The organism is Streptomyces marispadix (assembly GCF_022524345.1).
GTDB classification, from domain to species: Bacteria; Actinomycetota; Actinomycetes; order Streptomycetales; family Streptomycetaceae; genus Streptomyces; species Streptomyces marispadix.
Genome location: NZ_JAKWJU010000002.1, coordinates 798,257 through 810,196 on the forward strand (window position 1 = coordinate 798,257; position 11,940 = coordinate 810,196).

Annotated in this window: 8 protein-coding genes; 2 read left to right on the forward strand and 6 right to left on the reverse strand. The window is 70.7% G+C overall.

The window, feature by feature from the left end:
- Nucleotides 1–56: 56 nt before the first annotated feature.
- On the reverse strand, nt 57–716 hold the full coding sequence (locus MMA15_RS03525; RefSeq protein ID WP_241057450.1) for an NUDIX domain-containing protein: 660 nt from the start codon (nt 714–716) through the stop codon (nt 57–59).
- A gap of 3 nt (nt 717–719) precedes the next feature.
- Entirely contained in the window at nt 720–2,372 is a 1,653-nt protein-coding gene (gene pyrG / locus MMA15_RS03530) for a CTP synthase (protein ID WP_241062961.1), read from the reverse strand.
- Nucleotides 2,373–2,846: 474 nt separating this feature from the next.
- On the opposite strand from pyrG, the gene MMA15_RS03535 reads away from it, so the two are divergent.
- Nucleotides 2,847–4,661: a glycoside hydrolase family 15 protein gene (locus MMA15_RS03535; RefSeq protein ID WP_308290606.1), complete on the forward strand. Its 1,815-nt coding sequence runs from the start codon at nt 2,847–2,849 to the stop codon at nt 4,659–4,661.
- A gap of 291 nt (nt 4,662–4,952) precedes the next feature.
- On the opposite strand, the gene MMA15_RS03540 is transcribed toward MMA15_RS03535, so the two are convergent.
- On the reverse strand, nt 4,953–6,125 hold the full coding sequence (locus tag MMA15_RS03540; protein WP_241057452.1) for a beta-1,3-glucanase family protein: 1,173 nt from the start codon (nt 6,123–6,125) through the stop codon (nt 4,953–4,955).
- Entirely contained in the window at nt 6,122–7,078 is a 957-nt protein-coding gene (locus MMA15_RS03545) for a glycoside hydrolase family 16 protein (RefSeq protein ID WP_241057453.1), read from the reverse strand. Before MMA15_RS03545 ends, MMA15_RS03540 begins: the two co-directional genes overlap by 4 nt.
- Before the next feature lie 110 nt (nt 7,079–7,188).
- On the opposite strand from MMA15_RS03545, the gene MMA15_RS03550 reads away from it, so the two are divergent.
- Nucleotides 7,189–8,241, forward strand: a complete 1,053-nt coding sequence (locus MMA15_RS03550) for a LacI family DNA-binding transcriptional regulator (RefSeq protein ID WP_241057454.1) — start codon at nt 7,189–7,191, stop codon at nt 8,239–8,241.
- A gap of 187 nt (nt 8,242–8,428) precedes the next feature.
- Here the strand turns inward: MMA15_RS03550 and MMA15_RS03555 are convergent, their stop codons facing one another.
- Together MMA15_RS03555 and recN are read right to left on the reverse strand one after the other, a co-directional pair.
- The gene (locus MMA15_RS03555) at nt 8,429–9,595 is read right to left on the reverse strand and encodes a glycosyltransferase family 4 protein (protein ID WP_241057455.1); all 1,167 of its coding nucleotides are present in this window, start codon (nt 9,593–9,595) and stop codon (nt 8,429–8,431) included.
- 535 nt (nt 9,596–10,130) lie between these two features.
- Entirely contained in the window at nt 10,131–11,882 is a 1,752-nt protein-coding gene (gene recN, locus MMA15_RS03560) for a DNA repair protein RecN (protein ID WP_241057456.1), read from the reverse strand.
- Nucleotides 11,883–11,940 lie beyond the last annotated feature (58 nt).

The window sequence follows — 11,940 nt, forward strand, 5'->3', positions numbered from 1 at the left end:
CGCGCGGCGGGTACGGGCACGGCGGGCAGGCCCACCCAACGCGGCCCCCGCGGCGGCTAGTTCTCGAACGGGCGGGCCGGCCAGGGCGCGTCCGCGGGACGCAGCGAGTCCAGACCGGGACCGGAACGGGCGGCGGTGAGGGCCAGAACGCCCACCACCAGGCAGTTGTTGTGCAGCTCCCCCGCCAGCACGCCGCGCACCAGATCGGGCACGGGCACGCGTGCCAGCTCCATGTCGGCCTCCTCCTCGGAGACTTCGAAGCGCTCCCCGTCGGCCGCGCCGATGTCGCGGGCGAGGAAGATGCGTACGGCCTCGTCGGAACCGCCGGGCGTGGTGTAGACGTCGGTGAGCACGCGCCAGTCACCGGCCTTGACGTGCGCCTCCTCGTACAACTCCCGCTGTGCGGCGCGCAGCGGGTTCTCACCGGGGACGTCGAGGAGTCCGGCCGGGATCTCCCACAGCTTCTCCCGCACGGGGTGGCGGTACTGGCTGAGCACCAGCACCCGGTCGTCCTCGTCGAGGGCGAGCACCGCCACGGAACCGGGGTGCACCTGGTAGTCGCGGCGTACGACCGAGCCGTCCGGCATGACGACGTCGTCGGTGCGCACTCCGGTCTTCGCGCCCTCGAACGGGAGCGCGGTGGCGGTGACTTCCCATGCCTCGGGGGCGTCGGCGATGTGCTTTCCGTAAGCCTCCGGCAGCGTGTTCCGCGTCATGCCTCAGCCCTCGCCCTGCTGCCGTGCCACCGCGGCCGCGACCAGCCCGGCGAAGAGCGGATGCGGGCGCGTGGGCCGCGAGCGCAGCTCGGGATGCGCCTGCGTGGCGACGAGATACGGGTGGACCTCGCGCGGGTACTCCAGGAACTCCACCAGCTTGTTGTCGGGCGAGGTGCCGGAGAAGACCAGCCCGGCCTTCTTCTCCAGCTCGCCGCGGTAGGCGTTGTTGACCTCGTAGCGGTGCCGGTGGCGTTCCTCCACGTAGGGTTCGCCGCCGTAGACCTCGCGCACGATGGAGCCCTCGGCGAGCTTCGCGGGATAGAGCCCGAGCCGCATGGTGCCGCCCATGTCGCCGTCGCCCGCGACGATGTCGAGCTGCTCGGCCATGGTGGAGACGACGGGGTGGGCCGCGCCCTGCTCGAACTCCGTGGAGTTGGCGCCCTCGATGCCCGCGAGGTTGCGGGCGGCCTCCACGACGATGCACTGAAGACCCAGGCAGAGACCGAGAAGCGGAATCCGGTTCTCACGTGCGTAGGTGATGGTCGAAAGCTTGCCCTCGACGCCGCGTTCGCCGAAGCCTCCGGGAATGCAGATCGCGTCGCAGTCGCCGAGTCTGCTGCGGGCGCCCTCCGGTGTGCGGCAGTCGTCCGAGGTGACCCACTTGACCTTCACGCGGGCGTTGTTGGCGAAGCCGCCCGCGCGCAGCGCCTCCGTGACCGAGAGATACGCGTCGGGGAGGTCGATGTACTTGCCGACGAGCGCGACCGTCACCTCGTGGTCGGGGTCGTGGACACGGCGCAGCAGGTCGTCCCACTGCGTCCAGTCCACGTCGCGGAACGGCAGGTCCAGCTTGCGCACGACATAGGCGTCGAGGCCCTCCGCGTGCACGACCTTGGGGATGTCGTAGATGGAAGGGGCGTCCTTGCAGGCGATGACGGCCGGGTCGTCCACGTCGCACATCAGCGAGATCTTGCGCTTGATGGAGCGCGGCACCTCGCGGTCGGCGCGCAGCACGATGCCGTCGGGCTGGATGCCGATGCTGCGCAGCGCCGCCACGGAGTGCTGCGTCGGCTTCGTCTTCAGCTCGCCGGACGGGCCGATGTAGGGCAGCAGCGAGATGTGCACGACGAAGACGTTCTCCCGGCCGACCTCGTGGCGCACCTGCCGGACGGCCTCCAGGAACGGCAGGGACTCGATGTCGCCCACGGTGCCGCCGACCTCCGTGATGACGACGTCCACGTCGTCGGTGGCCATGCGGCGGATGCGGTTCTTGATCTCGTTGGTGATGTGCGGGATGACCTGCACGGTGTCGCCGAGGTAGTCGCCGCGGCGCTCCTTGGCGATCACCGACGAGTAGATCTGCCCGGTGGTGACGTTCGCGGAACCGTCGAGGTCGACGTCGAGGAAGCGCTCGTAGTGCCCGATGTCCAGGTCGGTCTCGGCGCCGTCGTTGGTGACGAACACCTCGCCGTGCTGGAAGGGGTTCATCGTCCCCGGGTCGACGTTCAGATACGGGTCCAGCTTCTGCATGGTGACGCGCAGACCCCGCGCCTTGAGCAGCGCGCCCAGGCTGGAGGCGGTGAGCCCCTTGCCGAGCGAGGAGGCCACACCCCCCGTGACGAAGAGATGCTTGGTCGTCGTGGACGTGGGCGGCAAAGCCAAGACGTGCTCCCGTGGTAGCGAGGTGAGGTGCGCAACCGGCGCCCTGACCTCGGTACGCAGCGCTGCGCAGCGGATGCTCAGGGATACCGTCGCTGCGGCTCGGGGGGCTTTCCGTGCCGGAGATTCGAGGACGAATCCGGGAACTCTCGCCCACCCGGTCCACGGGCCACCAGGGTATCAGCGACGTTTCGGGGCCGTATCCCGCCGTGTGCGGGACTGCGTCGGGCATCACAGCTCAGCGGCTTCGGGAAGCCGCCCTCGGTCCCCTACGGTGAGGGCATGGTCGCACCTGGTGAGCGGCTACGTACACGCTCACCGCATCGGCTCATCCGTCCTGGCTAGAGCGCGACACGGACACCTTCGCTCCGTCGTATCCTGCTCGGACGCTCGATCGGACACACGATTGGGCTTGACGGAAATCCGCAGGTCATCGCACGTCCCACGGGGCGAGCCACAGTTCGACTGGAGATATACGTGGCTGGGCGCATCGAAGATTACGCACTCATCGGGGACATGCAGACCGCAGCCCTGATCGGCCGGGACGGCTCGGCGGACTGGCTGTGCCTGCCGCGCTTCGATTCCCATGCTGTCTTCGCGAGCCTTCTCGGCACCGGAGAGCACGGCTGCTGGCGGGTGGGGCCCGCGGCCGCCGAGGGCGCGGAGCCGCCGAAGGCGAACCGCCGCCGGTACCGCGGCGACTCCCTCATTCTCGAATCCGAGTGGGACACACCGCGCGGCACCGTCCGCGTCATCGACTTCATGCCGCCCCGCGAGCAGCACGCGCCTCAGCTCGTGCGGATCGTGGAGGGGGTCAGCGGCCGGGTGCCGATGCGCTCGGCGCTGCGCATGCGCTTCTCCTACGGCTGGGTCGTGCCGTGGGTGCAGCAGATCGAGGGCCGTACGGTCGCGGTCGCCGGGCCCGACTCGGTGTGGCTGGACACCGACGCGGAGACCTACGGCAAGAACCTCACCACCTACTCGGACTTCACCATCGCCCCCGGTGAACGCGTCGCCTTCACCATCAGCTGGCAGGCGTCGCACAAGAGCCCGCCGGCGGAGCCGGACGCCGAGGCGGCGCTGGAGGCCACGGCGGAGTTCTGGCGGGAGTGGGTCGACCACTGCACGTACCACGGCCCCTACCGTGAGGCCGTCGTACGGTCGCTGATCACGCTCAAGGCGCTGACGTACGCGCCGACGGGAGGCATCGTCGCCGCCCCGACGACGTCGCTGCCGGAGTGCATCGGCGGGATGCGCAACTGGGACTACCGCTTCACATGGCTGCGTGACGCGGCGATCACCCTCTCCTCGCTGCTGCGCACCGGCTACCACCAGGAGGCGCTGGCGTGGCGCGAGTGGCTGCTGCGCGCGGTGGCGGGCGATCCGGAGAACCTCCAGATCATGTACGGCATCGCGGGCGAGCGGGAGTTGGGCGAGGCGGAGCTGAACTGGCTTCCCGGGTACGAGAATTCGACGCCGGTGCGGATCGGCAACCAGGCCGCGGGTCAGCTACAGCTCGACGTCTACGGCGAGGTCACCGAGGCGCTGCATCTGGCGCACATGACGGGTCTGTCCCGCAACGACTACGCCTCGCTTCTCCAGCTCAAGCTCATCGGCTACCTGGAGGACCACTGGGACGAGCCGGACGAGGGGATCTGGGAAGTACGCGGCCCGCGGCGGCACTTCGTGCACTCCAAGGTGATGGCGTGGGTCGCCGTGGACCGTACGGTCAAGCTGATCGAGTCCGGCGACGTCGACGGCCCGCTGGACCGCTGGCGCGATCTGCGTGACGAGATCCACCGCGACGTGTGCGAGAAGGGCTACGACAAGGAGCGCAACACCTTCACGCAGTCCTACGGTTCGAAGGAGCTGGACGCCTCGCTGCTGCTGATCCCGCAGATGGGCTTCCTGCCGCCGGACGACAAGCGCGTCATCGGGACGATCGAGGCGATCCAGCGGGAGCTGTCCACGGAGGACGGCTTCGTGATGCGCTACCCGACCTCCCAGGTCGAGGGCGACAACGTCGACGGGCTCCACGGCGAGGAGGGCGCGTTCCTCGCGTGTTCGTTCTGGCTCGCGGACGACCTGGCGATGATCGGCCGGGTCGAGGAGGCACGGAAGCTCTTCGAGCGGCTGCTGTCGCTCCGTAACGACCTGGGGCTCCTCGCGGAGGAGTGGGACTCGCGTCAGCAGCGCCAAGTGGGCAACTTCCCGCAGGCGTTCAGCCATGTGCCGCTGATCGACACGGCGCTGCGGCTGACGGCCTCGGGCGCGTACGGGGGCTGACGGGCTCACGGCCGCGGTACGGCGAGCACCACCGGCGGCGGGACGCGCGGCAGACGCGTTCCGCCGCCGTCGTGTGTCCGCTGCTGTATGCCCGCCGTCTTGTGTCTGCCGTCTTATGTCTGCCGTCGTACGTCCGCTGCCGCGTGTCCGCCGCCGTACGACGCGTACGGCACGCAGCGCGGTACGCGGACGCGACCACGCCCGCTGCCCGGCGACAACCGGCAGCGGGCGTGGCGTTGAGGGACGGGGACCCCCAGGCGGGGCGGGGGTGCACCCGTTAGGCAGGTTCCCTCAGAACGGGGTCAGCGTGAGCGTCATTTCGCTGGCCCCGCCGTCTTCGATGTAGGAGGCGAAGCTCGCGACGTCGTCGAACGCGAAGCCGTAGGCCTTGCCGTCCTCGGTGGCGGCGTGCATGGCCTTGACGTACTCGTGGACGACGTCGCCCTTGTAGAACTCCTTCGGGTCGGTGGAAGGCTGCTCGGCGATGGAGGCGAGCGTGGACCGGTTGAACGCGGCGCCCACGATGGCGGCCACCGGGCCTGTGGTCCCGTCGTTGGGGGCGGCCAGCTCGCCGTCGCAGAAGAGGATGTCCTTCGTGCTGGGCTTGTTGAAGGAGACCTCGCCGGGACCGGTGAAGGACAGCTTGTCGCCGCTGACCTTGCCGGTGAACTTGCCCGCGTTGGTGGTGACGACAAGCTCCTTGGAGGAGTAGGTCTCCCACACCTTCTCGACGTAGGAGTCGAAGAAGTCCTTCGCGAACTTGCCCTCGCCCAGGCCGTGTCCGGGGGCGATGACGCGCTTGTCGTCGATCACGAGGTCGCCGAAGCCCTTGGCCTCCTTGACGGCCTTGAAGATCTGGTCCCGGCCGCCCTCCTTCAGGAAGCCGGTCTTCTGGTCCTTGTCGCCCTTGAGCTGGATGCCCATCGGCACGCTGAACATGTCGACCATGGTGGTGTTGCAGTACATCGCGCCGTTCTTGTACGTGAACTCGGCGCAGTCGTGCATCACGTCGAAGTTGGGGTCGTTCGACACCCAGCCGGCCGGGTAGGCCAGCGCGGCCTTGCCGTCGCCGCCCTCGACCGCCTTGATCTTCAGCTTGTCGCCGCAGGCGACGTAGATGCGGCCGGACATCTCGGGGAGCTTGAGCGTCGTCTCCTCGCCCGAGAGCGGGATGGCGTAGTCGGTGAAGCCGTCGCCGCCGTTGTCGCCGGCGGAGACCGGCTTCAACTCGCCCTCCGGGGTGACGTGGACCTGGTTCGTGCCGTCGTTGCCCACGATGTACACGTAGATCGACTTGCTGTCGAACTCACCGCTCTTGTTGACGATCTTCAACGACAGCGGTCCCGCGGCCTTCTTGGCCTGTTTGCGAGTCACACCGCCGGCCTGCGTCACGAGGAGTCCGGCCGCCGGTGCGGCGATGGCGGTCGCGGCCGCACCGCGGATGAGAGACCTGCGGCTGATCACTTGGAGGCACCTCCGGTGCTTTCGACGGACACGTAGTCCACGGTCAGGGAGCCGCCGGACTTGGTGGCGGCGGTGGGGGTCTTGCTTCCGGCGACGCCGTCGGGGAAGGCGCCGCCGATGGCCAGGTTCAGCAGGATGAAGTGGCCGTGGCCCGTGGCGTCGGACCAGGTCTTGGCGTCCACGTCCGACTGTTTGACGGAGTGGAACTGCTCGCCGTCGACGTACCAGCGCAGCTCTTCCGTCCCGCCGCTGCGGTCGAATTCGAGCGCGTACTTGTGGAAGTCCTTCTTGCAGCCGCCGGAGCACTCGTGAGACTTGCCGATGCCGGTCGTCTCGTTGCATGGCCCGCCCGGGTTCGTGCCGCAGTGCAGCGTCCCGTGCGTGGTGTCCTGGCCGTTGACGTTCTCCATGACGTCGAACTCGCCGATGCCGGGCCAGTTCTGGTAGTTGCCGCGGAAGGGCTCGCCGAGGGTCCAGAACGCCGGCCAGTAGCCGAGCGCCTCGTCGCCGGAGACGTCCGGGGTCTTGAGGGCCGCCTCGATGCGCATCTTGCCGCCCTTGGGGGCGGTGAAGTCGGTGCGCTTGGTCTCGATGCGGGCGGACGTCCAGTTGTCACCGTTCTTCAGCGCGGTGATCTTCAGGTGTCCGTCGCCGTCGAGCTGGAGGTTCTCCTTGCTGTCGGTGTACTCCTGGATCTCGCCCGTGCCCCAGTTGTCCGCCCCTCCGGGGTAACTGTGGCCCTTGTCGATGATCCAGTCGTCGCCCGGGCCGGACCCGGCGTCTCCGTTGAAGTCGGCGCGGAAGACCTCTTCCATGGCCGGCTTCTTCTGCGCCTGTGCTGACTTGCCGCCGCCCTCTTCGGCCTGCGCGTACGGCGCCACGCACGTGCCGATGACGGCCGCCGCCGCTATACCGGCGAGTGCCCAGCGCCGTCTGTCGCTCTTCAAGAGCATGACTTACGCTCCTCGTTGGTGGGGGGTGAGAGCGCTCTCACGTCATGGGCAGCACACTGCCTATTGAACGCTGATTGGTCAAGACCTAGGCAAAGAAAGAGGGGTTGTCTGTGCACACATTCCGAGGGTCCCGCCCGACCCTGGAAGCTGTCGCGGCCCACGCCGGGGTCTCGCGGGCAACGGTGTCGCGGGTGGTCAACGGGGGTGCGGGCGTCCGTGCGGAGGTGCGTGAGAAAGTGCGCCACTCCGTCGAGGAGTTGGGCTACGTGCCCAACAACGCGGCCCGTACTCTCGTCACGCGGCGCACCGGCGCCGTGGCCGTCGTCATCGCGGAACCGGAGAGCCGCGTCTTCGCCGACCCGTTCTTCGCACAGCAGTTGCGCGGTATCAGCCGCGAACTCTCCGCCCATGACACGCAGTTGCTGCTGATGATGCTGGAGCGCGGCAAGGACTACGAACGCATCGGGCGGTATCTGTCGGCCGGACATGTCGACGGCGCCCTGATGTTCTCGCTGCACGACGACGACCCGCTGCCGGGCATGGCGCGCCAGACCGGGCTTCCGGCGGTCTTCGGCGGCAGGCCCGGCTGGCCGGGCGCCGAGGACGAACCGGGTCTGCTCTACGTCGACACCGACAACCGGAACGGCGCACGCCAGGCCGTTGCTCATTTGCAGTCGCGAGGACGACATAAGATCGCCATCATCAACGGCCCCCTCGACCAGACCTCGGCACTGGACCGGCTGCACGGCTACTGCGACGCCCTGGGCATCGCCGCCGGCGAGGCCGACCCGTCGCTCGTCGCACAGGGAGACTTCACCGCCGAGGGCGGCGAGCTGGCGATGGCCCGACTCCTGGACTCCTGCCCGCAGTTGGACGCCGTCTTCGCCGGCAACGATCTGATGGCCTCGGGGGCGCTGCGCACGCTGCGGGCACGCGGGCGCAGGGTGCCGGAGGACGTGGCCGTCGTCGGCTACGACGATCTGGAGCCGGCGGCATGGGCCGAACCGCCGCTGACGACGGTGCGCCAGGACGTCGAGGGCATGGGCGAGATGATGGCGCGGCTGCTGCTGCGGCGCATCGGACTCGCCGAGGAGGCATCGGACGCGGCGCCGCCCGCGCCGGTGGTGACACCGGCCACGCTGGTCGTACGGGAGTCGAGCTAGCGGGGCGGGAGCCGGGGCATGGGCCGCCGCGGCGTGTGCGCGACGTCGGGCGTATGGCGTCCCGACTCGGGCGTAGAGCAGGTGAGGGGCAGTGGCGGGCCGGACGCCGCCGGGAGGTCGGTGCGGTGGCAGGCGAGGACGGCGGTACGGCGGTACGGCGGTACCGGTACGCCGTTACGCAGCGGGGTCAGGGGCGTCCCGGGCCGGTCAACTCGTCGTAGACGCTGAGGACATGGGCGACCGTGGACTCCTCGGTCGGCCATTCCGCGGCGCGTGCCCAGCCGTCGGCGACCGATCGCTCGCGCCGTGCGGGATCGGCCAGCAGCCGGCCGACCGCGGCGGCGAGTGCGTCCGCGTCACCGTATGGGATCAACTCGGCGGCGCCGCCGACCAGTTCGGGCACTCCCCCGACCGCCGTGGCGACCAGCGGCACTCCCTGGTGCAGGGCCTCCTGTGCCAGCAGCGGCCTGCTCTCCCAGCGGGAGCTGAGGACCGCCACATCCGCTCCTGCCAGCAGCTCGAAGGCGTCCTCGCGGCGCCCCAGCAGACGTACCGGCAGCGCCTCGTCGTCGATGCGGCGCTGCAACTGCGCCCGCTGCGGCCCCTCTCCGGCCACGGCCAGCAGCGGCGGCGGCTCCAGATGCCGCCAGGCGCGGGCCGCGCTCAACGCCGTGCCGTAGCCGTGGCGTTCGTCGAGCCGTCCCACGGAGAACACCAACGGCCGCCCCACGGCGCCCACTTCGGCACGCGACTTGTGCTGTGCCCTTCCCTCGACCGCGGCGCGCGGTGCCGGCGGAGGCTCCTCGCAGCCCGGCCTCGGAAGGACCACGGGGGCGAGCCTTGCGTCGCGTGCGCCACGCCGCCGGGCCCGGTCCACCAGATCGGTCGTGACCGCGAGCACGACCGAGGCGCTGCGGGCCACGCGCCGCTCCACCAGCCGCCGCACATGCGACCTCGCGCCCGTGGCGAGCCCGCGGTGGTGCCAGGTGACGACGAGCGGCACCTGCCGTGCGCGTCCCGACAGGGCGAGCGCGGTGAGCGCCAGCAGCCCTGCCCGTACGCCGTGTGCGTGCACCAGGTCGGCGTCCGCGCAGAGGCGGCGCAGCACGGCCGCGGTCTCCGGTTCGCCGCAGGCGGGCAGCGGCGCGAAGTGGGCGCCCGCGCCCCGGAATCCGTAGACCGCCTCGGCGCCGGACGGCGCGCAGACCGTCACCCGCAGTCCGCGTGCCACGAGCCCCTCGGCGAGCGAACGCACATGCGCGCCGGTGCCCGCACTGGCACCGTCCACGACCTGGACGGCGTGCTGCGGCGACTGCCCTGCGGACGACGGGGACGGGCTGGGGGAAAGGGACACGGAGGGTCGAGCTCCAAAGCGGTTTCGGAGAAGGTGCCGTGGGGCTCCGGCACTTCGGGGACGGGGCGGTGGTCGGTATCGGATCGGTGTCGGTCGGTATCGGATCGGTGTCGGTCGGTATCGGACGGTGCGGTCGAAGGCGGTCGAGGGCGTGGACGGGGTCGGTCGGGTCGGTCCGGGGGTCCGGCGGCGATGCCCGGGGACGGGGCGGTCCCGCCGGGAACGTACGGGCCGGGCCCAGCATGCCAGCCGCCGCGGGTGCCGCGTCACCGTGCGGGGGCGAACGCTGCGCGACATCGCGCCCGTACGGTACAGCTATCACTCACTCGGGTGACTGCCCCGCACGGCCTCCGCGCGGTACGGCGAGGTCACGGCCCCGCACGGTCGCCCGCGCCGCTCCCGGGCGTCCCTCGCACCCCGGCGTCCCGGTCGTCCCGATCCCCCGCGTTCCCTCCCGTACGGGCGGCCGTCAGGACCCCCGCCGCATGGCGCCCCGCTTCAGGGACGACTCTCAGGACGGCTTTCAAGACGGCTTTCAGGACGACGTACGCGCCGCCTCCAGCAGCTCCTCGGCGTGCGCCCGCGCGAGTTCGGAGTCCTCCTGCCCGGCCAGCATCCGGGACAACTCCCGTACCCGCTCCTCGCCTTCCATCGCCTTCACACCGCTGCGGGTGACGGAGCCGTCGTCGGTCTTCTCCACCACCAGATGACGGTCGGCGAACGCGGCGACCTGCGGAAGGTGGGTGACCACCACGACCTGCGAGGACCGCGCCAGCCGCGCCAGGCGGCGCCCCACCTCGACCGCGGCCTTGCCGCCGACGCCCGCGTCGACCTCGTCGAAGAGATACGTGGGCACCGGGTCCGCGCCCGCGAAGACGACCTCGACGGCGAGCATCACACGGGACAGTTCGCCTCCCGAGGCGCCCTTGGCGACGGGACGGGGCTGCGCCCCCGGGTGCGGGGCGAGCAGCAGCTCGACCTCGTCGGTGCCGTGCGGCCCGAACGCGACGGCGCGGCCGTCCAGTTCGAGCCCGGCGGCGCCCGCGGCGGCGTCGCTGCGCCCGAGCGAGAAGGACACCCGGGCGTGCGGCATGGCCAGTTCGGACAGCTCCTGGGTGACGGCGTCCGCGAAGCGCTTGGCCGCGTCCGTACGGGCATCCGTCAACTGCTGTGCCAGGCCGGTGAGTTCGGTCAGCAGGGCGTCGCGTTCGGCGGTGAGTTCGCCGATCCGCTCGTCGTCGCCCTCCAGCTCGGCGAGGCGCGCGGCGCTCTCCTCGGACCAGCTCAGCACGGCGGCGATGTCCTCACCGTACTTGCGGGTGAGCTGCGCGAGGGCGGCGCGCCGCTCCTCGACGGCGGCGAGGCGCAGCGGGTCGGCGTCCAAGTTGTCGGCGTATCCGGCGAGTTCGCCCGCCACATCGCCCATCAGGATCGAGACCTCGCCGAGGCGGTCGGCGAGCGAGGCCAGCGCCGGGTCGTGGGCACGCTGGGCCTCCAGCGCACGGTGAGCGGCGGAGACCAGCGCGGCCGCGTCGACGCTCTCCGGGTCGGCCGGGTCGCCCGCGAGGGCGCCGTGCGCGGTCGTGGCGGCGGAGGCCAGCGCCTCGGCGTGGCCCAGGCGTTCGGCCTCGGCGGCGAGTTCGGTGTCCTCGCCCGCGCGGGGCTCGACGGCGGCGATCTCCTCCAGGCCGAAGCGGAGCATGTCGGCTTCCTGCGCACGCTCGCGGGCGAGGGTGGTGATCTCGTCGAGTTCGCGGCTCACGGTGCGCAGTCGCTGGTACGCGGCGGTCCACTTCTCCATCGGCACCGCGACGGACTCGCCCGCGAACCGGTCGAGCGCCTGCCGCTGCCGTACCGGCCGCAACAGCCCCTGCTGGTCGCTCTGTCCGTGCACGGCCACCAGGTCGTCGCTGAGTTCGCCCAGCAGCCCCACGGGCACGGACCTGCCCCCGAGGTGCGCACGCGAACGGCCTTCGGCGGAGAGCGTACGGCTCACGAGCAGCGCACCGTCGTCGAGTTCGGCACCTGCCTCACCCGCGCGCACCGCGGCGGGCGAGTCCGGCGGCACGACTATCCGCCCCTCGACGACGGCGGCGCTCTCCCCCGCACGCACGAGGGCGGCGTCGGCACGTCCGCCGAGCAGCAGCCCGAGGCTGGTGACGACCATGGTCTTGCCCGCTCCGGTCTCACCGGTCACCGCGGTGAAGCCTGGGGACAGTTCGACGACGGCATCGTCGATGACGCCCAGGGACCTGATCCGCATCTCCTCCAACACGGGTACGACCATACGCAGTCCACGGGAGCGCCCCCACCCTCCCCCAGAGACTTCAACCTGGCCGGGGTCC

Excerpts from the sequence above, each read along its gene's own strand:
- MMA15_RS03525 (WP_241057450.1), bottom strand. The coding sequence starts at position 716 with ATGACGCGGAACACGCTGCCGGAGGCTTACGGAAAGCACATCGCCGAC.
- MMA15_RS03545 (WP_241057453.1), bottom strand. The coding sequence starts at position 7,078 with ATGCTCTTGAAGAGCGACAGACGGCGCTGGGCACTCGCCGGTATAGCG.
- recN (WP_241057456.1), bottom strand. The coding sequence starts at position 11,882 with ATGGTCGTACCCGTGTTGGAGGAGATGCGGATCAGGTCCCTGGGCGTC.